23 protein-coding genes are annotated in these 23,557 nt (G+C 39.2%); 14 read left to right on the forward strand and 9 right to left on the reverse strand.

The genetic code is table 11. From position 1 onward, the window contains the following. Nucleotides 1-2: 2 nt before the first annotated feature. A complete protein-coding gene (gene rnpA, locus CAP51_RS13850) occupies nt 3-401 on the reverse strand; it encodes a ribonuclease P protein component (RefSeq protein ID WP_087621336.1) in 399 nt (132 codons plus the stop codon). Between the two features lie 36 nt (nt 402-437). Then, nucleotides 438-572 carry a 50S ribosomal protein L34 gene (gene rpmH, locus CAP51_RS13855; RefSeq protein ID WP_000831329.1) on the reverse strand — a complete coding sequence of 45 codons (135 nt, stop codon included), beginning with the start codon at nt 570-572 and terminating at the stop codon, nt 438-440. A 749-nt stretch (nt 573-1,321) separates the two neighbouring features. Between rpmH and dnaA the strand changes: the two genes are divergently transcribed. The 4 genes from dnaA (at nt 1,322) to gyrB (ending at nt 7,534) form a co-directional block, all read left to right on the forward strand. After that, the gene (dnaA, locus tag CAP51_RS13860) at nt 1,322-2,698 is read left to right on the forward strand and encodes a chromosomal replication initiator protein DnaA (RefSeq protein WP_087621337.1); all 1,377 of its coding nucleotides are present in this window, start codon (nt 1,322-1,324) and stop codon (nt 2,696-2,698) included. A 109-nt stretch (nt 2,699-2,807) separates the two neighbouring features. Then, a complete protein-coding gene (dnaN, locus tag CAP51_RS13865) occupies nt 2,808-3,953 on the forward strand; it encodes a DNA polymerase III subunit beta (RefSeq protein WP_087621338.1) in 1,146 nt (381 codons plus the stop codon). A 2-nt stretch (nt 3,954-3,955) separates the two neighbouring features. After that, nucleotides 3,956-5,029, forward strand: a complete 1,074-nt coding sequence (recF, locus tag CAP51_RS13870) for a DNA replication/repair protein RecF (protein WP_087621339.1) — start codon at nt 3,956-3,958, stop codon at nt 5,027-5,029. Between the two features lie 39 nt (nt 5,030-5,068). Further along, on the forward strand, nt 5,069-7,534 hold the full coding sequence (gene gyrB / locus CAP51_RS13875) for a DNA topoisomerase (ATP-hydrolyzing) subunit B (RefSeq protein WP_087621340.1): 2,466 nt from the start codon (nt 5,069-5,071) through the stop codon (nt 7,532-7,534). Between the two features lie 106 nt (nt 7,535-7,640). On the opposite strand, the gene CAP51_RS13880 is transcribed toward gyrB, so the two are convergent. Next, a complete protein-coding gene (locus CAP51_RS13880; RefSeq protein ID WP_087621341.1) occupies nt 7,641-7,889 on the reverse strand; it encodes a DUF2171 domain-containing protein in 249 nt (82 codons plus the stop codon). Between the two features lie 783 nt (nt 7,890-8,672). Between CAP51_RS13880 and purE the strand changes: the two genes are divergently transcribed. The 6 genes from purE to CAP51_RS13905 all read left to right on the forward strand — a co-directional run bounded on the left by purE (nt 8,673) and on the right by CAP51_RS13905 (nt 13,190). Continuing rightward, nucleotides 8,673-9,188 (forward strand): 5-(carboxyamino)imidazole ribonucleotide mutase, encoded by a 516-nt coding sequence (purE, locus tag CAP51_RS13885; RefSeq protein WP_087621342.1) that lies wholly within the window; start codon nt 8,673-8,675, stop codon nt 9,186-9,188. A gap of 12 nt (nt 9,189-9,200) precedes the next feature. After that, a complete protein-coding gene (locus tag CAP51_RS13890) occupies nt 9,201-10,331 on the forward strand; it encodes a 5-(carboxyamino)imidazole ribonucleotide synthase (protein WP_087621343.1) in 1,131 nt (376 codons plus the stop codon). Between the two features lie 457 nt (nt 10,332-10,788). After that, complete coding sequence (gene guaD, locus CAP51_RS13895) at nt 10,789-12,096, forward strand: guanine deaminase (RefSeq protein ID WP_087621344.1); 1,308 nt, start codon at nt 10,789-10,791, stop codon at nt 12,094-12,096. Then, nucleotides 12,089-12,220 carry a hypothetical protein gene (locus tag CAP51_RS17640; protein WP_281249284.1) on the forward strand — a complete coding sequence of 44 codons (132 nt, stop codon included), beginning with the start codon at nt 12,089-12,091 and terminating at the stop codon, nt 12,218-12,220. The genes guaD and CAP51_RS17640 overlap by 8 nt, the downstream gene beginning before the upstream one ends. 76 nt (nt 12,221-12,296) lie before the next feature. Next, on the forward strand, nt 12,297-12,830 hold the full coding sequence (gene hpt / locus CAP51_RS13900; RefSeq protein WP_087621345.1) for a hypoxanthine phosphoribosyltransferase: 534 nt from the start codon (nt 12,297-12,299) through the stop codon (nt 12,828-12,830). Between the two features lie 108 nt (nt 12,831-12,938). After that, complete coding sequence (locus CAP51_RS13905; RefSeq protein WP_087621346.1) at nt 12,939-13,190, forward strand: GlsB/YeaQ/YmgE family stress response membrane protein; 252 nt, start codon at nt 12,939-12,941, stop codon at nt 13,188-13,190. Nucleotides 13,191-13,252: 62 nt separating this feature from the next. Here CAP51_RS13905 and CAP51_RS13910 read toward each other — a convergent pair whose 3' ends face one another. Then, nucleotides 13,253-13,882, reverse strand: coding sequence for a hypothetical protein (locus CAP51_RS13910; protein ID WP_087621347.1), 630 nt, complete (start codon nt 13,880-13,882; stop codon nt 13,253-13,255). A gap of 191 nt (nt 13,883-14,073) precedes the next feature. On the opposite strand from CAP51_RS13910, the gene CAP51_RS13915 reads away from it, so the two are divergent. Further along, nucleotides 14,074-14,538, forward strand: coding sequence for a MaoC family dehydratase (locus CAP51_RS13915; RefSeq protein ID WP_087621348.1), 465 nt, complete (start codon nt 14,074-14,076; stop codon nt 14,536-14,538). Nucleotides 14,539-14,618: 80 nt separating this feature from the next. Here CAP51_RS13915 and CAP51_RS13920 read toward each other — a convergent pair whose 3' ends face one another. After that, nucleotides 14,619-15,617, reverse strand: coding sequence for a putative solute-binding protein (locus tag CAP51_RS13920; protein WP_087621349.1), 999 nt, complete (start codon nt 15,615-15,617; stop codon nt 14,619-14,621). A gap of 291 nt (nt 15,618-15,908) precedes the next feature. Here CAP51_RS13920 and CAP51_RS13925 point away from each other — a divergent pair, with 291 nt between their 5' ends. Then, entirely contained in the window at nt 15,909-17,834 is a 1,926-nt protein-coding gene (locus CAP51_RS13925) for an ATP-binding cassette domain-containing protein (RefSeq protein WP_087621350.1), read from the forward strand. 39 nt (nt 17,835-17,873) lie between these two features. After that, nucleotides 17,874-18,392, forward strand: coding sequence for a GNAT family N-acetyltransferase (locus tag CAP51_RS13930; protein ID WP_087621351.1), 519 nt, complete (start codon nt 17,874-17,876; stop codon nt 18,390-18,392). Between the two features lie 10 nt (nt 18,393-18,402). Here the strand turns inward: CAP51_RS13930 and CAP51_RS13935 are convergent, their stop codons facing one another. Together CAP51_RS13935 and CAP51_RS13940 are read right to left on the reverse strand one after the other, a co-directional pair. Then, a complete protein-coding gene (locus CAP51_RS13935; RefSeq protein ID WP_087621352.1) occupies nt 18,403-18,891 on the reverse strand; it encodes a hypothetical protein in 489 nt (162 codons plus the stop codon). 188 nt (nt 18,892-19,079) lie between these two features. Continuing rightward, the gene (locus tag CAP51_RS13940; RefSeq protein WP_087621353.1) at nt 19,080-20,228 is read right to left on the reverse strand and encodes an anhydro-N-acetylmuramic acid kinase; all 1,149 of its coding nucleotides are present in this window, start codon (nt 20,226-20,228) and stop codon (nt 19,080-19,082) included. A gap of 77 nt (nt 20,229-20,305) precedes the next feature. On the opposite strand from CAP51_RS13940, the gene tyrS reads away from it, so the two are divergent. Further along, nucleotides 20,306-21,520, forward strand: coding sequence for a tyrosine--tRNA ligase (tyrS, locus tag CAP51_RS13945; protein WP_087621354.1), 1,215 nt, complete (start codon nt 20,306-20,308; stop codon nt 21,518-21,520). A 289-nt stretch (nt 21,521-21,809) separates the two neighbouring features. Here the strand turns inward: tyrS and CAP51_RS13950 are convergent, their stop codons facing one another. Together CAP51_RS13950 and CAP51_RS13955 are read right to left on the reverse strand one after the other, a co-directional pair. Next, the gene (locus CAP51_RS13950; protein WP_087621355.1) at nt 21,810-22,781 is read right to left on the reverse strand and encodes a FecR family protein; all 972 of its coding nucleotides are present in this window, start codon (nt 22,779-22,781) and stop codon (nt 21,810-21,812) included. Next, complete coding sequence (locus CAP51_RS13955) at nt 22,774-23,286, reverse strand: sigma-70 family RNA polymerase sigma factor (protein WP_087621356.1); 513 nt, start codon at nt 23,284-23,286, stop codon at nt 22,774-22,776. Before CAP51_RS13955 ends, CAP51_RS13950 begins: the two co-directional genes overlap by 8 nt. Nucleotides 23,287-23,557 lie beyond the last annotated feature (271 nt).

Here is a 23,557-nt window from a genome sequence, read left to right on the forward strand (position 1 = left end):
TACTATGAGGTAGATAAAGCTTTATTTTGTTGGAGTTTATTTTTGGCGAGTAGACGTTTTAACTTGTTCCACGCCATATTTAATTGTTGCTGCAATTCTGCATTAGATATTTGCTCAATCCCGACTTTTGGCATCACAACAATATCCAAACCCAACAATTGATGCTGGTTTAAGCGAAAACTTTCACGACTAATACGTTTCACACGATTGCGCTCATGCGCACGTCGCACTTTTTTCTTAGCCACCACCAAGCCAATACGACGTGAATCTGTATCAGGTGATAAACTGGCTAAAATCAAAAAGCTAGGTTGGTGCACTTTAAATAAAGTGTGATTAAATACACCTGCATAATCTTTAGCGCAACGTAAACGAACGTCTTTACCAAAAGAATAAAGTGCCATACAACCTTGTCAACGCAGTATTAACAGTATAATAAATTATACTGTTAAACTGTGACGACCTTTTGCACGACGGCGTGCAAGCACTTGACGACCAGCTTTAGTCGCCATACGAGCGCGGAAACCGTGAACGCGTTTGCGTTTTAATTCACTCGGTTGGAATGTACGTTTCATGGTGAAACTCCAAATCAATCATCTCTATAAAGGTGCGCAATTTTAGTCGTCTGTACCAGATGTGTCAATGCAAAACCCAATAAACTTCCCAAGTTTCGATTAAAAAATACAAGAAAGTTTGAATTTAAATTCAAAAACACGATTTTAAATTCAAAACCGACTTACTAATCACTTGTTTTTTTGAATTCAAACTTATCATGGCTCACTTTAAAGTTATCAACACGTCTAAATTCAAAAACAACAATCTGATGAGCCATTAAGGCTATATAATATAAGTAATAAAGGCTGTTCTATGCTTCATTTATAACACCAAAAGATGTAAAAGTAATAAATAGAATGTAAATACAATCCAATATTTTGAATTCAAATTTAAACTTTCGAACTTTTCCACAATTTGATGAGCACTTATAATTAAATTTATAAATTTAAAATTTAAAATTATTATTATTAGCAGCCAAAATAACTGTGGAAAGTGGTATTTTTTTTAAATTTATTATAAGAATAGCATGTGGATAAGTTTGTTTGTTTTAAAAGATTAAATTGTGGATAAGTTTGTGTTATATTTTATCCACAAGTTGTGATTAAAGTTATCCACACCTAGTTTTAAATTTAAATTTAATGTTGCCTGTGGATATTTTGCACATCCGTTGCGTATAACTTGTGACAGTTGTTGATAACTTCGCTAGAATGGCGACCCTCTTGCATGGTGCAAGTCGTTTTTTGAATTTAAAAAGAATAGGGGACAAACTATGCTTTGGGCAGAATGCTTAGTACGTTTACGACAAGAGTTGTCTGATAACGTCTTTGCGATGTGGATACGTCCTCTGCATGCAGAACAGTCTGGTGAAACATTAAAATTGTTTGCACCGAATCCCTATTGGACAAATTATATTCAAAAGAACCATTTGGAATTAATTTCTATTTTGGTGGAACAAATTTCACAGGGACAAATTCGACATGTGGAGGTGCTGGTAGATTCCCGTCCTGGCGCTATTGTAAATGTTGAGTCAACACCTGCTACAACAACAGCTGCTTTATCTTCCAATGTACCCGTAACCAAAGTCACTGCACATCAGGAAGCACCGGCAAAAAATGCAAAAAAACGACAGCTGAATCCTTTATTTACCTTTTCTTTGTTTGTGGAAGGTCGTTCTAACCAGATGGCGGCTGAGACTTGTCGTAAAGTATTAACCCAATTGGGTGCACCGCAGCATAATCCTTTATTTTTGTATGGACCCACTGGTTTGGGTAAAACTCACTTGATGCAGGCTGTGGGGAATGCGTTATTACAGGTGCGTCCCAATGCCCGTGTTATGTATATGACCGCAGAAAGTTTTGTACAGGATTTTGTCAGTTCCTTGCAGCGCGGTAAAGTTGAAGAGTTTAAGAAAAATTGTCGTTCTCTGGATTTGATGCTTGTCGATGATATTCATTTACTGGCTGGTAAAGAAGCCAGTTTAGTTGAGTTTTTTTATACCTTTAATGCTTTGCTGGATGAGTCGAAACAGATTATTTTAACCTCCGATCGCTATCCAAAAGAAATGAAAGGTTTACTGGATGATCGTCTGGTTTCACGTTTTTCCTGGGGGTTATCGGTAGGCATTGAGCCACCTGATATTGAAACTCGCATCGAAATTTTATTAAAAAAAGCCGAAAGCAATCATGTTGATTTACCGCGTAATTGCGCTTTGTTTATTGCGCAACAGGTGGTTGCCAATGTACGCGAGCTGGAAGGTGCATTAAATAAAGTCGTAGCGATCGCTCGTTTTAAAGGGACGCCGATTGATCTTGATGTGGTGCGAGAATCGTTAAAAGATGTGTTGGCGATTCGTGCCAGAACCATCAGTGTGGAAAATATCCAGCGGGTGGTGAGTGAATATTTTCGTATTCCCTTAAAAGAATTAACTGGACCTAAACGCACCCGGATTTATGCTCGTCCCCGCCAATTGGCGATGGGGCTGGCACGTGAGCTGACTGGGGATAGTTTTCCGGAAATTGGTATGGCATTTGGTGGGCGTGATCATAGTACTGTGATGCATGCTTGTGAAAAAGTACAAAGCCTGCGCGATGAAGATCCAACATTTAATGAAGATTATAAAAACCTGATGCGTTTGTTGCAGAGTTAGTTGTATAACAATCAACACTTGTGATTTTTAAGATCGCAATTATTCTTATGTTCTCGCTAAAACTCGGTTAGAATAGCCCTAGTTTTGTATTTGCCTTGAGGATTGAGACGTGCGATTAAAAATAGCCAAAGAAACCTTATTAAATGTGCTTGCTCATGTGATGGGTGCGGTTGAACGTCGTCATACTTTAAATATTCTCTCCAATGTCAAAGTGCAGGTGTCTGAAACCCAACTGACCATTACCGGTTCGGATTTAGAGGTTGAACTGGTGGCCAGTGCTGCTCTGGAAGCTGGTGCATGTTTACAGGCAGGCGAAAGTACAGTACCTGCACGTAAACTGATGGATATCTGCAAATCTTTGCCAAATGCTGCATTGATTGATTTGCAAGTGACCGAAGATCAGCGTTGTATCATTATGTCCGGGCAAAGCCGTTTTGTGTTGGGTACACTGGCAGCCGAAGATTATCCTCTTTTAAGCACAGAACAGATTCAGGGAATGCAAGTTCATGTTTCACAACGCGAATTAAAGCGTTTGTTTGAAAAAACTGCATTTGCCATGGCGGTACAGGATGTACGTTTTTATTTAACTGGCACATTGCTGGAAATTGAGCAAAATAAACTACGTGCAGTGACCACAGATGGTCATCGTTTGGCACTTTGTGAAACCGAAGCACAATCTACTGCACAAAATGCCATTCAAGCCATTGTGCCACGTAAGGCAGTAGGTGAATTGCAGCGCCTGTTAACGGTGGAAGATTTACCTTTAACTGTCCTGATTGGTCGTGAGTTATTAAATGTAAGTATTGAATTGCCGGCACGGGAAAAAGAATCTGCGATTGTGGTTCGATTTACCACCAAACTGATTGATGGTAAATTCCCGGATTATCGTCGTGTTGTACCTCGTGGCGGTGATAAAATTGCTACATTGGCACATGATGCGTTTAAACAATCCTTACAACGTGTGGCAATTTTAAGTAATGAAAAATTACGGGGCGTTTTCCTGAATTTTAATCACGACAGCTTACAACTACGTGCCAATAACCCGGAACAAGATGAAGCGGTTGAAGATTTTGCCATGCAATATCAAGGTGAAAGCCTAGAGATGTCCTTTAATGCACAATATATCCTTGATGTATTGAATGCACTAGATGGCGATGATGTGCAAATGCAAATGTCTGAAGCCAATCAATCTGTTTTAATGCAGGATCCAAGTCAGCCGACACAAACCTATGTTGTGATGCCAATGCGTGTCTAAATATGCTATTGCATAAGCTGCGTATCGAGCGATTAAGAAATTTACAAGCGGTTGCACTGGATCAGTTGCAGCCGTTTAATGTCTTTTATGGTGCCAATGGTTCGGGTAAAACCTCTATTCTCGAAGCGATTCATTTGCTTGCCACAGGGCGCTCATTTCGCACATATACGCCAAAACATTATATCCAATATCATCAAAACGACACGGTAGTGTTTGCCCAATCCAGTGAATATCGCATTGGTTTGCAAAAAATGAATAGTGGCGAACAGATTATGCGGGTCAATGGTGACACGGTAGCAACACAGGGACAACTCGCCAAGATATTGCCTGTACAGGTGATAGAGCCGCAGAGTACCGATATTATTGATCAAGGTGCAAAACCTAGACGCCAAATGCTGGACTGGTTAATGTTCCACGTGGAACCGGATTTTTATCCGATTTGGCAAAATTATTCCCGTGCCTTAAAACAGCGTAACTCATTACTCAAAAGTTATCCTGTACCGCGAGAACAGGTCAAAATCTGGGATCAGGTACTGGCACAAGAAGGCGAGCGGATTCATATGCTGCGCGAAATTATTGTGGATCGCTGGCAGGTGGACGTGCAACAGGAATTAAAATATTTATTACCTGATATACAGATTGATCTGGAATATTATGCCGGATTCTCTACGGAACTTGGCTTGGCACAGCAGCTTGATCAGGAGTTACAAAAAGATATTGATCGACGTCTGACACAGCATGGTGCACATCGGGCCGATTTACGATTAAAAACAGCAATTGGCTATGCGGATGATGTATTATCACGCGGGCAAAAAAAGTTATTAATCATTGCATTAAAACTGGCTCAAATTAGCATGTTGAATAGGTCAAACAAGGAAACTGTGGTATTATTGGATGATCTAACAGCAGAACTAGATTCGCAGGCACAACAACGATTAATTAGCCGTTTGCATCAGTTGGGTAGTCAGGTTTTCCTTACCACTTTAGATCAACATGCAGTGCAAATATGTTTGGATCAACAACATATGCGCTATCAATTGTTTTGTGTGGAGTCTGGACAAGTCAGTCCAATTTAAGTTTATTTTGAAATTCTTTTCCAAATTTTAGGAGTAATCATGAGTTCAGAACAACAATCTGCCTCTAACAACGAACAAGCGACTGAAAAAGCTTATGATTCCTCTAGTATCAAGGTATTACGTGGTTTAGATGCAGTGCGTAAACGGCCGGGCATGTACATTGGTGATACTGACGATGGTACGGGTCTGCATCATATGGTGTTTGAAGTCGTGGATAATGCTATCGACGAGGCTTTGGCTGGTCACTGTGATGAAATTACCGTTACTATTCATGATGATGAATCTGTCAGTGTATCGGATAATGGCCGTGGTATTCCAACCGATATTCATCCGGAAGAAGGTATTTCTGCGGCAGAAGTGATCTTAACCATTCTACATGCCGGTGGTAAATTTGATGACAATAGTTATAAAGTTTCCGGTGGTTTACACGGTGTTGGTGTTTCAGTTGTAAATGCATTGTCTAGTCAGTTATTCTTAAAAATTAAGCGTAATGGCAAAATTTATGAGCAAGAATATCGCCATGGCGATTCGCAGTATCCATTAAGAGAAATTGGTGAAACCACCGAAACTGGGACGACTGTCCGTTTTTTGCCGAGTCATGAAACATTCACTCAAACCATTTTTAATGTTGATATTCTGGCACGTCGTTTACGTGAATTATCTTTCTTAAATGCTGGTGTGCGTATTGTATTGCGTGATGAGCGTGTTAATTCAGAGCAAGTATTTGATTATGCTGGCGGGTTATCCGAGTTTGTTAAATATATTAATCAGGGTAAAACTCACCTCAATGAAATTTTCCATTTTACCGTAGATGCCGACAATGGTATTGGTGTTGAAGTTGCCTTGCAATGGAATGAGTCTTATCAGGAAAATGTATTGTGTTTTACCAATAATATTCCTCAAAAAGATGGTGGAACGCATCTAGCTGGTTTCCGAGCTGCCTTAACCCGTGGGTTAAATAACTATCTGGATAATGAAAATATCCTGAAGAAAGAAAAAGTTGCTGTAACCGGGGATGATGCCCGTGAAGGTTTAACAGCAATTATTTCGGTTAAAGTACCCGATCCAAAATTCTCTTCACAAACCAAGGAAAAACTAGTTTCCAGTGAAGTAAAACCTGCGGTCGAACAGGCCATGAACAAGGAATTTTCTGCCTATCTGCTGGAAAATCCACAAGCGGCAAAATCCATTGCTGGTAAAATTATTGATGCAGCGCGTGCCCGTGATGCAGCGCGTAAAGCCCGTGAGATGACCCGTCGTAAAAGCGCGCTGGATATTGCTGGGTTACCAGGCAAACTGGCGGATTGTCAGGAAAAAGATCCGGCTTTATCTGAATTATATTTGGTCGAAGGTGACTCTGCTGGCGGTTCTGCCAAGCAGGGACGAAATCGTAAAATGCAGGCCATTTTACCGCTTAAAGGTAAAATTCTGAATGTAGAACGTGCTCGTTTTGACAAAATGATTTCCAGTCAGGAAGTGGGTACCTTAATCACTGCATTGGGCTGCGGGATTGGCCGTGAAGAATATAATCCGGAAAAATTACGCTACCATAAAATCATTATCATGACCGATGCGGATGTCGATGGTTCACATATTCGTACTTTGCTACTGACGTTCTTCTTCCGTCAAATGCCGGAACTGGTAGAACGTGGCTATATTTATATTGCCCAGCCGCCATTATATAAACTGAAAAAAGGCAAGCAAGAACAGTATATGAAAGATGATGAGGCATTGGAAACCTATTTGATTTCCAATGCCATTGATGAGCTGGCTTTACATATCAGTGCAGAAGCACCTGCCATGACAGGTGCTGCACTAGAGCAGTTAATCAAGGATTATCAGGGTTCACAAAAAAGTATTAGTCGTTTGACCCAGCGTTATCCGGCAACTTTACTGGATGCATTACTGGAAATTGAACCATTTCAAGCCGACCAGAAATTTGATCAAACATATGTTCAAACATGGGCTGAACAATTAAATCGTGTGATTGCCAGAATCCAGCCAAGTTTACGTCCAGAACTAACACTTGAACAATTTATATTACAGGTTGATGGTCAGGACAAGGTGATGTATTACCCACGCATTACCGTGTATGTGCATAATTTGCCACATCATTATTTACTTGATGCGACATTGCTGCAATCTGCCGAATATGCCCGTTTGCTTAAGAGTTCAAAAAGCTGGTTTAACTTGCTTGAGCAGGGTGCTTATTTACAAAAAGGCGAACGTAAAATTCTGGTGCAGAATTTTCATCAAGTTTGGCAACAGATTATTCAGGATTCCCGCCGTGGCATGATGATTCAACGTTATAAAGGTCTGGGTGAAATGAATGCTGAGCAACTCTGGGAAACTACGATGGATCCTGAAAATCGTAATATGTTGCAAGTGACCATTGATGATGCAATTGAAGCAGATCGCATGTTTTCATGCCTTATGGGTGATGATGTGGAACCACGTCGAGCCTTTATTGAGGCAAATGCCTTAAATGCGGATATTGATGCCTAAATTATCCTGTAAAATCAGGCATTAAAAGTACTAATATTTAATAAAAAGCAGGCGATTCTTAACGAATCGCCTGCTTTATTTCTGATTTAAAATGTATTATATAAAGTTATTGTGCCTGAGTTTGCCAGCGTTGTTGTGCTTCACTTGCAGAGATATTTAAAATCACTTTATCATTTTGAATATCCTGAATCCAAGAAGTCGGAATATAATGATGCTGACCATCGGCATCTTCGTCATTTTTGATCAGTTTGACTTGATCCTGACCTTCTAAATGATCGACGCGTCCGACATGTTCATGGTCAGAACCGAGTACTTCTGCATGTTCTTGAATTGAATTTGGATCTAAAGTCGCCATGGTATTCTCCATATTTATGTCTTTTGATTAAAGGTGGAACCAAATTTAAATATTTTATTCAGTTCCCGTACTCACTAAGCTAATATGAATTAACGTTAAGAAATAGACCAGAAAGATCACGTTATGTAAGATTGATAGCAGATTCTATTAAAGCAATGATTATTTAAAGAAAATATTATATTTCAATAGCTTAATTAAGAAATAAAAAATTATATTCAACATAATCAAGTGTTTGTATTTGTAATAAAACATATCACTTGACTGCTCATGTAACGACGGTGAGATCTTGTATAACGTGCATATTTGATTTCTTACACGTCATCGGTTGTTCATATCATTTTGGTCTACGGTATAAAAATATATTCTTCTATAATTAATGATATTGAGTTATCCACAGCGTAAAGATTAAATTTATTTTGGAGAATGAAAGTATCGATGCTTTATTTTTAAATTCAAAGCATGGAATTGGTTGATAAATTTTTGTGGATAACTTGATTTTAAATTTAAAAATATCGACCTAAAAAGTTATCCTGTTGTTTTGCACAAGTTTATCCACAGTTTAAGTTTTTTAAATTTAAAATAAAAAATATTTCTTTGTGCTTTAGTTATCCACATTGATTTAAATTTAAAATAGCATCCTAATAACAATGGTTTTGAATTTAAAATGACTGCGAGGATAGGCGTTACTTTGGTTTAAAAATAAAACACGCTATAATATTTGATCATTTTCTTGCCTAATTTTAGGTTTTCTTTTTACTGTCGTCACTTAGCGGAAATATGCCAATGAATGCGGTCAATACTGCCGATGCTCAACCTTTAGTTGGAATTATCATGGGGTCTCAGTCGGATTGGGCAACTCTGGAACATACAGCAAACATGCTCAAACAACTCGATGTCCCTTTTGAAGCAGAAGTGGTGTCAGCCCATCGCACACCTGATCGTTTATTTGAATATGCCGAAACAGCGCGGCAACGTGGTATTCAGGTCATTATTGCTGGGGCTGGTGGTGCAGCACATTTACCGGGCATGTGTGCAGCCAAGACGGATTTGCCAGTACTCGGTGTGCCGGTGAAATCTTCAATTTTAAATGGGGTGGATTCGTTATTGTCGATAGTACAAATGCCAGCGGGGATTGCTGTCGGTACTCTGGCAATTGGTCCTGCTGGTGCAACAAATGCAGCGATTATGGCGGCTCAGATTATTGGCTTGAATCATCCTGCAATTGCACAGAATATTGCAAACTTCCGAGCTGCACAAACTGCAAAAGTGACAAACAATAATATTCCTGGTCAAGCATAAGGACGATTCAACATGACAACAACCACAATCGGTATTTTTGGTGGTGGTCAATTGGGTCGAATGATGGCTCAAGCTGCCTTACCATTAAATATTAAATGTACTTTTTTTGAAGCAAAAACAGATTGCCCTGCGGCAGCTTTAGGTCCTGTGATTTCAACCGAAGCAAATAATGGTTTACAGGATTTTATTGCCAGTGCCGATGTATTTAGTCTGGAATTTGAAAATACACCGCTTGCGGACGTGGATGTGTTAATTCAGAACAAAAGTCTGTTTCCACCTCGTCAGGCATTGGCAACTGCACAAAATCGTCTTTTAGAAAAAGCATTGTTTGATGAATTAAATATCCCAGTTGCTGCTTATCGTGCTGTTGATAGTTTAGCCAGTTTAAAGCAGGCTGTTGTCGATTTAGGCTTGCCGATTGTACTTAAAACTGCGACGGGTGGTTATGATGGCAAAGGGCAGTTTGTTTTACGTGAGGCAGATCAAATTGAACAAGCTTGGGCAGAGTTGGGTCCTGCAAAAAGCCTAATTGCCGAAAGTTTTGTTCAGTTTTCCCGTGAAGTATCCATTATTGCAGTACGGGGTCAGGACGGTGAAGTTCGTACATGGGATCTGGCAGAAAATCATCATCATCATGGTATTTTGTCTCATTCCATTGTACCTGCACCAGATAGTCAAGACTTGCAGCCTGTGGCACAGGATTATATTACTCGTTTGCTGCATCACCTCAATTATGTGGGCGTGTTGACACTGGAATTATTTGTCACAGAACAGGGCTTATATGCCAACGAAATGGCACCTCGTGTACATAATTCGGGGCATTGGTCGATTGAAGGGGCGGTCTGTTCTCAATTTGAAAATCATATTCGGGCTGTAGCCGGCTTACCTTTAGGTTCAACTCAGACCATCCGTCCCACGGTTATGGTCAATATCATTGGTCAATATCCCAAAAAAGAAGATGTGTTGGCTTTGTCTTGTGCTCATCTACATCTTTATGATAAATCTGAACGTGCTGGGCGAAAAATTGGACATATTACTTTGATGCCATTGGACAGTAATGAGCTGACTTCTTTGTGCATTCAACTGGCCAGAATTTTACCGGAGCCGCTGGCTTTAACTGAAGAAATGCAAATAAATGTTTGATGTGTTGAAAAATTAAGCAATTATTGTGACTTAGTTAACACAAATTGCTTTTATTTCTTGCAAATCCTGACTAATTCGCTATACTTTACAGTATTAGAACTGCTTTTTAGTTTACACGGTAACACACCCCTGTTACCGTTTTTTTTGTCTGTGATTTTATCTTTTAATTTATTTCTTCTATTTCGTAAGTAAAATCTGCTGTTGTGCCTGTATAAGACTATTTTCTGTATTGAACTTTTAAATTAAACCTTAATAAATTTTATGTATTTATGCACTTATTACTTTTTTAATAAGTATTTTTTATTCATTTTTAATCATTTTGGCAGAAAAATTGCTTTACAAATGATTGTCTTATAAATATTTTTTGGCTGATACAAAAACATAGATGATGTTTTGTGTTATAACGCCCTAGAATGTTTTGAGCACAATTAAATCATCATCTTTAAGGTTTAGCATCATGAAGTCTAATGTCGCCATTCGCGGTCAATTTCTGGATATACAACAATTGGTTGAACAAGCAGAACATATTGCAGAGCAGGTACGTTATCTGAAAGATGGTCTATTATTGATTCAAGATGGGAAAATTAGCTGGTTTGGAGAGTGGCAGGACGGGCAACAATATGTGACGGATTCGTTCCACGTGGAACATTATCCTGATCAGTTAATTATTCCAGGGTTTTTGGATACGCATATTCATTATCCGCAAACGGAAATGATTGGTGCCTATGGCGAGCAATTGCTGGAATGGCTGGATACTTATACTTTTCCAACAGAAATTCAGTTTCAGGATCGGGATCATGCCGATAAAATTGCCAAAATTTTTATTCAGGAATTATTAAAGAACGGTACTACAACTGCGCTGGTATTTTGTACCGTGCAATTGCAATCAGTAGATGCTTTATTTGAAGAAGCAGAAAAATATAATATGCGTATTATTGCTGGTAAGGTGATGATGGATCGTTTTGCACCTGAAGCATTGCTGGATACCGCAGAATCTAGTTATCATGATTCCAAGGCACTTATTGAAAAATGGCATAAAAACGGACGTGCTTTATATGCAATTACACCACGATTTGCACCAACCTCAACAGCGGGTCAATTGGAAAAAGCAGGACAATTAAAACAGGAATTTCCTGATGTGTATGTGCATACTCATTTGAGTGAAAATAAAAACGAAATTGCTTGGGTTAAAGAATTATACCCAGAACAAAAAGGTTATTTGGATGTTTATCATCATTATGGTTTAACCGGTAAAAAATCGGTGTTTGCCCATTGTGTACATCTGGAAGAACAGGAATGGGATTGTATGCATGCAACCAATTCCGCCATTGCATTTTGTCCAACCTCAAATTTATTTTTAGGCAGTGGTTTATTCCCTCTAAAAACTGCATGGCAAAAACAAGTGAAGTTGGGATTGGGTACTGATATTGGTGCAGGTACATCCTTTAGCTTATTACAAACTGCAAATGAGGCTTATAAGGTTCAGCAACTACAAGGCTATAGTCTTTCTGCATTTGAGGCGTTTTATCATGCAACATTAGGCAGTGCCAAAGCGCTGGATCTGGATGATAAATTGGGTAACTTTAATGTCGGTAAAGAAGCAGATTTTGTGGTTCTGGATTTAAATGCGACCGTACTACAGCAGTTACGTCAAAGCACCACAAAAAATATTGAAGAAAAACTATTTGCTTTATTCACCTTGGGCGATGATCGTAATGTATTTGCAACCTATGTATATGGGCAAAAGGTTTATCAACGTGAATGATAAAACACAAAGTACAAAATCAAATTCGATGAAGAGAATTGCCGGATTGGTGGGTGTGGTGTGTCTTTTGCTTTTACTTAAACAGGATCAATCGCAAAAAAATCCACCAACTAAGGCGGATTAGTCATGAATATTGTACATGATTGCATTAAAATATGCTCGTACCCCATCCATAGACAACGAAAGGTAAAAGGTAAGCCATGGCTGCACAAATGGAAGTAATGATTTCTCAAAAAGAAATTATACAACGAATAGAAGACATGGCTGAGCAAATTAATCAGTTCTATCTCAATAGTGATAAGGAACTGGTATTGATTGGTTTACTGCGTGGATCTTTTATTTTTATGGCAGATTTATGCCGTTATCTTGATAAGCCACATGAATTGGATTTTATGACGGTGTCAAGTTACGGTACCAAAACCAAATCGACCCGTGATGTCAGAATCTTAAAAGATCTGGATGGTGAAATTCGTGGTAAAGATGTTCTGGTTGTAGAAGATATCATCGATTCTGGGAATACTTTAAGTAAAGTCATTGAAATTTTAAAAACCAGAGAACCAAACAGTATTGAATTGTGTACTTTGATTTCCAAACCTTCACGTCGCGAAATTAATATTCCGGTGAGATTTATAGGGTTTGAAGTTGAAGACAAGTTCATTGTTGGTTATGGACTGGATTATGCACAGAAATACCGTCATTTACCTTTTATTGCGCATGTTCTGGAAATAGAATAATTTTTATGCACAATAATGCTACATAAAAGTGCAAATTTTCCCTATATTTTTAAGTGTGTTTCTAGAATACTTCTAGAAGTACACAAAATATAAAGGGAGAAACAAAAAATGCTGTCTTTAATTTGGGCGATTATTATTGGTTTTATAGCAGGTCTGATTGCAAGAGCCATCCATCCTGGAGAGGATAAAGCAGGTTTCATTGTCACCACTTTACTCGGGATCATTGGTTCTTTGGTTGCAACTTATGGCGGCCGAGCACTGGGTTGGTATGCAGAAAATGAAGCAGCTGGCTTTATTGCTTCAGTTGTCGGCGCAATTGTTGTTTTGTTTATTTATAATTTGATTAGTAAAAAAGCTTAGCTTTTTAAGTTTATTAGGGCTTGATAAAATTTTCTATAGTTTTGTAGACAGTTGAATCAGCCCTAATTTATTTGCTCAATACTCTGGTTAATATGCTGCATCAGTGAAGTCAATTGCTGACGAGAAATTCGTGTTTCAAATAGTGTGGTTAACCAGTTGCCTTGATATTTTTTGATCTCTTGTATATTTTTCGCATTCTCAATTGCAACAATTAAATTTTTTGCCATTAAACCGGCATATTGTTTTAAGGTTTGTTGCATTAAAATTTTGATTTCCTCAAAGCTTAATACGGGTAACTCACTGGCAATCTCTGCAACAGGTTGTTCAATTTTTTCAACCATTACAGGTTGTTCAACCACAAACTGCTTAACAGGATTTTCAGCTATATTTATCGTTTCATTAAATGCTGGATTATTTTGTGCAATAAATGTCTCAGATTTTGAGATATGCGTATCATGTTGCGTCGTTGAAGTTTGATCTGAATTTGCTGTTTTAACAGCATAGATTAGTCCCAATTCCAGTAAAATTTGATAATTTTCAATGCTGGCAATCTTACTGTAAGCTTCTGAATTGTGTTGTTTAAGGTCATCTGACTCTAACAGTAATAATAAAGTTCGGGCACGTGCAGATAATCGCAAACGTCTTTGCTGAAGTTCTTCTGTACCTAAAATAGTACGTTTGTAGTGATACATAAAAATACTTCACAAAAATTTTTGTTTAAAACTAACAAGATAAAATGACAAATTGGTGACTTAAGTTTCTATTTTTTAAGTAAAAATTTGATGGATTTATCAATTTTGATCAAATTGATGAAAATTTTAACCAAAATATATTTTTAAACATTGTATAGTTTTACAACAGTGTATTTTGATAGATATTCGCTATGCAGAAATTGTATTTGGAAGATTTAAAAACCGGTGATCGTTTTGTTAGCCGGGAATATGAATTAACGGAAGAGAAAATAAAAAGTTTTGCAAAGGAATATGATCCGCAACCTTTTCATTTGGATGCAGATGCCGCAGAAAAACATCCAATATTTCAGGGACTGGCAGGAAGTGGTTGGCAAACAGCAGCAATTACCATGCGTCTTTGGACAGAATGTATGCCACTTGCAGGTGGTTTGGTCGGCTTTGGTGGCGATATACAATGGAAACTGCCAACACGTGCCAATGATCGTTTGCATATTGAGGTCGAAATTACCGATATTCGACGCTCGAAATCCAAACCGCTACAGGGTGTAGTGACCTATTTGACTTTAACAAAAAATCAGCATGATCAGGTTGTACAACAATCAACCACAAATGTGCTGGTTTGGAGCAAGGAAGCTACCAATTTACCTGAATATTGAACTAATTCGAATACATGAGATTGGATATAAAAAAAGCTTAGTCAAATTGAACTAAGCTTTTTTAGGATTAAATTTAGTCATTATTCACCAGCAAGTGAACATTCAAAATTTGAAGGTTCTGCACTACAACGCGCACGTTTTAAAACAGACATCATGGCAGGATCGTAAATGCCTTGTTTGGTCAGGGCAATACGAGAATCACGCATCAGTTTTTGATAGCCTTCTTTATCTCCAGCAGGAATATCCATTTTATATTTGGCTGGAATTGCGGCTTCAAGTTTGGCAATCGTGCTAAAGGATTTTGGTAATTGTTTTACAAACCAGTCACGGGATTTTTGACCAAAATCTGTCGGGAACTTCGCTGGATTAATGATGACATTGCCGGTAACTTGTAGGATTGGGAAGTTGACCATGGCACCTTTGGAGCCTAAACCTTTATATAATTCCAGTGGTTTAAATGCATAGGCGGGTGCACCAATAATATCGACCTGACCGTTATTAAATTTGGAGCCAAAGTTTGTGACATCCGAAGAAACTGGCTGGGCACCGATTTGTTGAACCATTTTTTTCTGGGCCTGATCATAATCAAGCACAGCAATTTTTTTACCAGCAGCTTTTGCAACGGTATTGATGCTACGATCATTGACGAATAAGTATGCTGCGCCCATTGGTGCGATACCAACAACTTCATAACGCTTATTTGCACTGACCATTTTGGCAGCATTACGGCTATTCAAGGCAAAGCTGATAGCGCTTTGTGCAACTTTATTGTTCGGTACACCGCCAATAGAATCAATAGAACCGACAAATTTATTGTATTCACGACCACGCATTGCGGTTAGGCTGACACCGTCACATTTACCGGCTTTAAAATCTTCATTGGCAACACGTTCATCTGTATAAGGCTTTAATGAGACATCTGCGCCCCAAGCTTTGGCTTGTAATGCCCATTCTTTCATTTGTAGATATGATTCACCTTGCGCACCCAATAAATCGAAAACACACATGGTGGCTGCCTGAGTATTGCTGACTGCGCCAAAAGCTGAGGTTGCCATTATCGCAAGAGCCAATTTTTTCATCGTTCAATCATCCTAATCAGATTTTTTATTTTGGGAGGAAAAGTTCCTTTCCGTCACAATAAAATGATATATCGCAAATGATGAAATGAATAGAGTAATTACTCCAAAATAGTCATGTTTTTGTATGATTTCGTTTAAATGTTGAACTAATTCACAGTTATTGTGTTTTTTATTTAAGCAAAATTTTCATTTTAGACCTCATTTATGAAAGCGTTTCGATGTGAAGATAAATTTCTATCCCCTTAAGAAATTGATTACAATGCCCAAGTCTTGATAAATATTTTAATCGTAATGATACAACTGCAAAATTTAGCGATTCGACGAGGTTCTCGTGCACTTTTTCAACATGCTAGCATGCAAATTCATCCCGGCTGGAAAGTGGGTTTAACCGGAGTAAATGGTGCAGGGAAATCATCCTTATTTGCAGCTTTATTGGGGCAGCTCAGTGCCGATGAGGGCGAGCTTATTCGTCCGCAGACATGGACTGTGGCGCATATGGCCCAGGAAATTGAAGCACTTGATGTTACGGCATTGGATTTTGTGCTGGCAGGTGATGATGAATATTGGTCCATCTGGCAACAATTACAGCACAGCGATCATTTAACCACCGATCAACTGGCACACTTACATGGCCGTTTTGATGAGATTCATGGCTATGCTGCACCTGCACGAGCAGCCCAATTATTAGCAGGTCTGGGTTTTTTAGAACAGCAACTGAGCCATACGGTCAAAAGTTTTTCCGGTGGTTGGCGGATGCGCTTAAATCTGGCACGTACTTTGATGAGTCGTTCCGATTTATTATTACTTGATGAACCAACCAACCACTTGGATCTTGATGCGATCTTATGGCTGGAAGACTGGCTTAAGGCCTATTCGGGTACATTGGTACTAATTTCGCATGACCGAGATTTTCTTGATGCAGTCACTGATCATATTTTACATATTGAGAATAGTGAGCTAACGCTTTATACCGGTAATTATTCTACGTTTGAAACCACGCGTAGCGAGCGTCTGGCACAGCATCAACAGGCATTTGAAAAACAGCAAGAAACGCGGGCACATCTACAAAAATTTATTGACCGTTTTAAAGCCAAAGCGACCAAGGCACGGCAGGCGCAAAGCCGTATTAAGCAATTGGAACGGATGCAAACACTTGCGCCTGCGCATGTAGATACGCCTTTTACCTTTAGTTTCCGTGAACCTTCCAAAATGAGTTCACCGTTATTAATGTTGCATGATGCAAGTATAGGTTATGCAGGTAAATTGATTGCTGAAAAAATCAATCTGCAAATTACCCCAAGTACGCGTTTGGGTTTGCTTGGGATGAATGGGGCAGGGAAATCAACATTAATTAAATCATTAGTTGGTGATTTACCGCTTCTGGCGGGCGAGCGTCAGGCATCGGAATTACTCAATATCGGTTATTTTGCCCAGCATCAAATGGATGCACTGGATGATCAGGCCAGCCCGATGTTACAACTTGCCCGAATTGCCGATAAAAGTATTTCTGAAGCTGCTTTACGCTCATTCTTGGGTAGTTTCGGTTTTAGTGGTGAGCGAATGGATACGCCTTGTCAAAGCTTTTCGGGTGGAGAACGGGCCCGTTTGGCATTGTCCTTGATTGTCTGGCAGCGTCCCAATGTGCTGATTTTGGATGAACCGACCAACCATCTGGATCTGGATATGCGTCATGCTTTAACCATGGCATTACAAGACTTTGATGGGGCTGTGGTATTGGTTTCACATGAACGTCAATTAATTGCTTCGGTTTGTGATGATTTGCTGTTGGTACATGGCGGGAAATGTAGCGCATTTGAAGGGGATTTACAGGATTATGCCAAATGGCTGCGAGAAGCACGCCAACAACATATCAATGCCCAAAATGCCTTACAACAAAGTCAATCGCCTGAAATTAAAGTGCAGAAAGTGGATAAAGAAGCACAGCGAAAGGAAGCTGCCCGACGCCGTGAATTGACACGTCCGATTCGTAAGAATATTGAAAAAATTGAAAGTCAGATTGAAAAAATTCAGCCACGGTTATTACAGATTGATGAGCAATTGGCAGATACAGCATTGTATGAAGCGCAGCGTAAAGATGATCTACTTAAGTTGATGAATGAACAGTCCGAATTAAAAACTCAGCTGGGGCAACTTGAAGAACAAATGCTGGAGTTGATGATGGAACTGGAAACGCTGGAAGAAGGTTTTCAGGAATAATTTTGCATGTAAAATTTGACAGGGAAGAGGTCATCATTGATGAAGCAGATTATCTTGGCACAAACACAACATATTGAATCGATTGTTGCATTGGTCAATCAGGCGTATCGACCAGAAGATGCTGCTTTAAGCTGGACCAATGAAGCAAATTGGGTAGATGGGGATAGAACAAGCTTTCAACAGGTTCAGTCCCTATTTAAAGTAGATTCTTTTATTTTATTGATGTTTGATCAAAAGATATTAATCGCCTGTGTGCATATCGAACAGCATCAGGATCATGCTTATATTGGTATGTTGAGTACGCATATTGATTATCAGAATCAGGGCGTTGGCAAGATCATGTTGGCAGCGGCCGAGCAATTTATCCGGGAAAATCTGTCAGTTCAATATATTGAAATGTCGGTACTTTCGACGCGTCAGGAATTAATCGCATTCTATCAAAGACGTGGTTATCAACTTGATGGACAAGTTCAGGCTTATCCAACTGACGCAGGTGTTGGGATACCCCGAGTCGATAATCTACAGGTATTAACGATGTGCAAAAATCTGGTGTCTTAGATAAAGTCGATTATTCTGGTAATCTGAAATAAGAATAACTGACATTTTTATCTTTATAAACATCATGGCTTCTTTGTTTAAAGTCAGATACCCAGCTTTGTCCACTAAACCCAGCGATATGACCGTATTTATGTTGTTGTGTGCTGTGAATAATATAAATATCGCCTTCTTTGGGATGATCAAAGGAAGGTTTGATTTGACGATATCCTAACGATAATAAAGTATTTCCCCAGTCTGAGGCAGCCACCGGATGCGACTGAATTTTTGCACCGGCTGATTGCAGCGCAATCCGAATACTTTTTGCACATTGGCTGGTGCTGGTTTGGCGTGTGATGTTTTTTAATTTATTGGTGAATGCATCCAGATTAAAATATTTAGACGCTAAACCACGCATACCTGTAAACGGTCCGGAATTAGGCGTTGAAGACTCAACGATGACTTGTGCTGGTGGTGTGGTATTTAAATAATAAGCATCAGAAATAGAGGAATCGTAAATCATAACAACATCATGAAATCTAAGACGGCAGTATAAATAACATAAATCTCTTCAAAAAGGCACAAATGTAATATTTTGAAATATTATTACATTACTTTTTTATCAGTTTTACTTTGTAACCTTATTAGCGTCTGTTGACAGTTCATAAATGGATTGCGTTGTCACAACCATAGATGAAATGTCAACAGCTCCTAAATATGCGTCATTGCACCTAACACACGAAAACCTTTTGCACCGGTTACTGCTGGTAAATTACCGGATAAACCTTCATAGAAACGCATGGCCAACCAAGCAAAGGCAGTAGCTTCAACCCATGTCGGTGCCAATCCCAGCACTTCAGTGGTTTGTACACTCCATTCGTGTTTGCGCAAACGCCAGCGTAATTGTTCTAGCAAATGACTATTAAATGCACCCCCACCACAGACATAGACTTCACCTGTTGGCATAAGTTCCTTGCTGCGATAAATTGCTTTTTTGATTGCCCTTGTGGTGAGTTTCATCAAGGTTGCCTGAATATTTTCAGGGGTATCTTCCAGTTCGTCATATTCGAGGTCATTGCGCCAATCGGCTAGCTGATCATCGAGCCATTCCAGATTAAAATCTTCCCGTCCGGTACTCTTGGGTGGTTCCTTGGCAAAAAATTCATGTGCTTGTAAGCGATCCAGTAATGAGCGGATAGGGTGTCCATAGGCTGCCCAGTCACCATTTTCATCATATGGTTGACCAGTATAACGCTCACACCAAGCATCCATGAGGATATTGGCAGGTCCAGTGTCAAAGCCATAGACAGCATCGGGTTGCCCCGCAGGCAGCATGGTAATATTGGCAATTCCGCCCAGATTAAGAATCACGCGATGGATGGAATCATGCTGGAATAGGGTTTGATGGAATGCAGGCACCAAGGGTGCGCCCTGACCACCTGCGGCCAGATCACGACTGCGAAAATCGTAAATGACTGGAATATTGGTTAATTCTGTAATCAAATGCGGATCACCAATTTGCAGGCTAAATCCGCTAGCCGGACGATGGCGAATGGTCTGTCCATGCGATCCGATGGCACGAATTTTTGAGCGGTCCAGTTGATTTTCATCAATCAGGCGATTAATGCCTTCCCCGATCATACGACCCAATGCCACATGCACGATGCCCATGCGGTCAATTTCATTATCATCTGGCAAGGTCAGTGCCATTAGTTGATCACGTAAATCTTCTTCGAATTGTAATGTTAACGTGGCGTGTAACTTGATTTTATAGGATGCTAAAGGATCAAAAGATGCAGCAACGAGATCAAGTCCATCCATGCTCGTGCCTGTCATTACGCCAATATATAATGAAGTCATGCTGTCGATGCCTGCATTTGCTGAAAAAAATGTTAGTATATCGCACAAATTGAAAGTTATAACTATTGGATTTTGTGATGAGTACTTTTCTACCCGCCGAAGAACAACTTGCCCTGATTCAACGTGGCACACACGAGATTGTTTCTGAAGAAGATTTATTGAAAAAATTGAAACAAAACCGTCCGTTACGAATTAAGGCTGGTTTTGATCCGACAGCACCAGATTTGCATCTGGGACATACAGTTTTAATTAATAAACTTAAAGTCTTTCAGGACCTCGGTCATGAAGTATTATTCCTGATTGGTGACTATACCGCCATGATTGGCGATCCGACAGGCAAAAGTGCGACGCGTCCACCATTGTCGCGTGAACAGGTAGAAGAAAACGCAAAAACTTATCAGGAACAAGTATTTAAAATTCTTGATCCCGCAAAAACCAAAGTGGTGTTTAACTCGGAATGGTTTAGCCAAAAATCTGCGGCAGATCTGATTCAACTGGCAAGCCAGCAAACAGTGGCCCGTATGCTGGAACGAAATGATTTTTCCCAGCGTTATCAAAGTGAACAACCGATTGCCATTCATGAGTTTTTATATCCATTGGTACAAGGCTATGATTCTGTTGCATTACAGGCCGATGTTGAGCTTGGCGGCACTGATCAAACATTTAACCTGTTGATGGGACGTACCTTACAAGGCCGTTTTGACCAAGAACCGCAAGTCTGTATTACTGTACCCATTCTTGAAGGTTTGGATGGCGTGAAAAAAATGTCTAAATCTTTGGGGAATTATATCGGGGTATTTGATACGCCGGGTGCAATGTACCAAAAAATATTGTCGATGCCGGATAGTCTGATTGAGCGCTATTTTGAATTACTCAGTTTTAAAACCATGGATGAGATTGAGGCTTTACTTAAAGAAATGGCAGAAGGGCGTAATCCGCAGGAGATCAAACGTATTCTGGCATTGGAATTGGTAGAACGCTTCCATGATGCTGATGCAGCTACCAATGCACATAAGAGTGCTGGCAACCGGATTGTGGATGGTGAAATTCCAGAGGATATTCCGGAAGTGAGTATTTCATTAAGTGAAAATGGCACAGAAATCTTTATTCCTTCCATCTTACGTCTGGCAAATCTCACCAAAAATGCTGCACAAGCCAAAGATGCTGTTGCGCGTGGTGCAGTAAAAGTCGATGGTGACGTGGTTGATGCGTCATACTCGGTAAAAGCGCCAAAAACAGTGGTGATTCAAGCTGGTAAAAAAGCCATTGCACGCGTTTCTTTTGTTGATTGATGAGTATTAATTACCTATTCATCAATTGTTAAATTTGCAAAAGGTCGCCTCAAAACGATAAAACTATCCCTCCCTTGAGTGGTGATTCTTCTCAAGGATTGGGGTAGATAAATTTAAAGCATGAGTATGCGATTAAATTTCATCACCTTATTCTTTAATTTAAAATAAATTTCCATATAAATCAAAATATTATGATAAATTTAAAAAATAATTGTAAATAAAATGATACTTTTTCCAATCTCAATTGTTATATAAGTAAGACCATTCAAGATTCTTGTCTTAAATCAGTTTATTTGGCTTTTACGGTCACAATATAATCACTGTAACTATTGAGCTGCACGGGCAAAATCTGTGTCATTTGTTCAAGAATTTGTTGGGTGTTGTCCAGAGAGTAGGTGCCTGATACTTTAAGTGTTTGTAAGGTCTGATCACAGTGAATATAACCACGATGATATTCGGAAACTTGTTTAAGAAAATCACATAATGGGATTTGTTCAACCACCAGTTTATTTCTAATCCATGCCAGTTGTAATGAATCCGCCGGACTTGGATTGATTTGCGGCTGATCCGGATTGAACTGTACTTGCCAGCCGGATTTCAAAATGATCGCTGGATTGATTTGATCAGAACTGATTTTGACAGCGCCCTCATATACCGCTATAGCCAAATCTTTTTTAGACTGTTTGACTGTAAATTGTGTGCCGAGTGGCTGAATCACAGTATTGTTGCTATGCACTTGTAATGCAGGGAGATGCGGATATTTATGACCTGTTTCGACAAAGATCTGGCCCTTTAATACATCAATTTTACGGGTATTTGCATCAAAATCTACGGCGCTATTGCTGGCTAAAACAAGCTGGGTGCCATCTGAAAGCTGGATATGCCTGATTTCACCCACTTTAGTGCTGTAATCTGCTGTCCAGATCGCCAGATAATGTTGTTGATAGATCACAAAACCGATTCCCAGAATTGCGCATAAGGCGCTGCCTTTTTTGATCCATTCAGTTAGGCTAGGAGAATCTTGACCTAATAAAATCTTTTGCTGTTGTTTGGGGACTTGTTCAAATTGTTGGTTAAAGCCATTTAATAATTGCCATGCTTGCTCGTGATCGGGATGCGCCTGTCGCCAATTCAGACAAGCGTGTTGATCGTCTTCACTGGCATCTTCTGCCCATAAGCGTGCTTGCCATTGACTGGCCTGTAATAAAATTTCTTCGGGAATGATGTGCTGTTGTCGCTTAGCATCAAATTTACTATTCATTCTGAATGGCCAAAATACAGCTTAATAATGCACGAGCAATATATTTCTCTACAGAAGATACAGAAATATTTAACATTTCTGCAATTTGTTTATAAGTTTTGCCTTCGAGTCGATGTAGTAAGAAGGCTTGTTTCACTGCCACGGGTAATTTTGACAATGCCAGATCTAATTGTAGCAGGGTTTCAATAATAAGGTATTGCTGTTCTGCGGAAGGCGCTTCCAGCGCAGGATAATCCTGTAATGTTTGTAGATAGGCTTGCTCTACACAAAAACGCCGATAGCGATCAATGATTAATCCCTTAGCAATTTTAACCAGATACTGACGTGATATTTCATCCGGGGGGAGGTTCTCCATGAGAAATAATCTCAGCCAGGTATCGTGTGCGATATCCGCAGCATGATCTGACCCACCCAGTTTCTTTTGCAGCCAATGATATAACCATGTCTGATGATGATGGTAAAGTTGGGAAAGTTTTAACTGCTTGGAAGATGTTATTGTAAACATAACATTTGTCATGTATTGTAAATAATAATTATTATCTTTTATAGCATTAAAATTTATATTAGGCAATTACTATTTCTACCAAGTTAACATAACAGTTGTAAAAATTTATATCTTATTTTCTCAGGGTAATTGATCTTTAGTCTGTTGTTTTTATTAATAAAAATATTTTATGGTAGTCTTTTTCAAGAAATTTTGAATCAGTATAAATATAAATGATAAATATTTAAAAAAATATTGAGGTTTTTTCATTCTCATACGGAATAGTAAATGA

This window comes from Acinetobacter populi, assembly GCF_002174125.1.
Lineage (GTDB): Bacteria > Pseudomonadota > Gammaproteobacteria > Pseudomonadales > Moraxellaceae > Acinetobacter > Acinetobacter populi.

What these genes read in the sequence shown, in the direction of transcription:
- hpt (WP_087621345.1), top strand. Translation starts at nt 12,297, where the DNA reads ATGGCTGCACAAATGGAAGTAATGATTTCTCAAAAAGAAATTATACAA.
- CAP51_RS13890 (WP_087621343.1), top strand. Translation starts at nt 9,201, where the DNA reads ATGACAACAACCACAATCGGTATTTTTGGTGGTGGTCAATTGGGTCGA.
- gyrB (WP_087621340.1), top strand. Translation starts at nt 5,069, where the DNA reads ATGAGTTCAGAACAACAATCTGCCTCTAACAACGAACAAGCGACTGAA.
- CAP51_RS13880 (WP_087621341.1), bottom strand. Translation starts at nt 7,889, where the DNA reads ATGGCGACTTTAGATCCAAATTCAATTCAAGAACATGCAGAAGTACTC.
- purE (WP_087621342.1), top strand. Translation starts at nt 8,673, where the DNA reads ATGAATGCGGTCAATACTGCCGATGCTCAACCTTTAGTTGGAATTATC.
- CAP51_RS13905 (WP_087621346.1), top strand. Translation starts at nt 12,939, where the DNA reads ATGCTGTCTTTAATTTGGGCGATTATTATTGGTTTTATAGCAGGTCTG.
- CAP51_RS13955 (WP_087621356.1), bottom strand. Translation starts at nt 23,286, where the DNA reads ATGTTTACAATAACATCTTCCAAGCAGTTAAAACTTTCCCAACTTTAC.
- rpmH (WP_000831329.1), bottom strand. Translation starts at nt 572, where the DNA reads ATGAAACGTACATTCCAACCGAGTGAATTAAAACGCAAACGCGTTCAC.
- rnpA (WP_087621336.1), bottom strand. Translation starts at nt 401, where the DNA reads ATGGCACTTTATTCTTTTGGTAAAGACGTTCGTTTACGTTGCGCTAAA.
- recF (WP_087621339.1), top strand. Translation starts at nt 3,956, where the DNA reads ATGCTATTGCATAAGCTGCGTATCGAGCGATTAAGAAATTTACAAGCG.
- CAP51_RS13940 (WP_087621353.1), bottom strand. Translation starts at nt 20,228, where the DNA reads ATGACTTCATTATATATTGGCGTAATGACAGGCACGAGCATGGATGGA.
- CAP51_RS13950 (WP_087621355.1), bottom strand. Translation starts at nt 22,781, where the DNA reads ATGAATAGTAAATTTGATGCTAAGCGACAACAGCACATCATTCCCGAA.
- dnaA (WP_087621337.1), top strand. Translation starts at nt 1,322, where the DNA reads ATGCTTTGGGCAGAATGCTTAGTACGTTTACGACAAGAGTTGTCTGAT.
- tyrS (WP_087621354.1), top strand. Translation starts at nt 20,306, where the DNA reads ATGAGTACTTTTCTACCCGCCGAAGAACAACTTGCCCTGATTCAACGT.
- CAP51_RS13920 (WP_087621349.1), bottom strand. Translation starts at nt 15,617, where the DNA reads ATGAAAAAATTGGCTCTTGCGATAATGGCAACCTCAGCTTTTGGCGCA.
- CAP51_RS13935 (WP_087621352.1), bottom strand. Translation starts at nt 18,891, where the DNA reads ATGATTTACGATTCCTCTATTTCTGATGCTTATTATTTAAATACCACA.
- CAP51_RS13915 (WP_087621348.1), top strand. Translation starts at nt 14,074, where the DNA reads ATGCAGAAATTGTATTTGGAAGATTTAAAAACCGGTGATCGTTTTGTT.
- CAP51_RS13925 (WP_087621350.1), top strand. Translation starts at nt 15,909, where the DNA reads ATGATACAACTGCAAAATTTAGCGATTCGACGAGGTTCTCGTGCACTT.
- guaD (WP_087621344.1), top strand. Translation starts at nt 10,789, where the DNA reads ATGAAGTCTAATGTCGCCATTCGCGGTCAATTTCTGGATATACAACAA.
- CAP51_RS13930 (WP_087621351.1), top strand. Translation starts at nt 17,874, where the DNA reads ATGAAGCAGATTATCTTGGCACAAACACAACATATTGAATCGATTGTT.
- CAP51_RS13910 (WP_087621347.1), bottom strand. Translation starts at nt 13,882, where the DNA reads ATGTATCACTACAAACGTACTATTTTAGGTACAGAAGAACTTCAGCAA.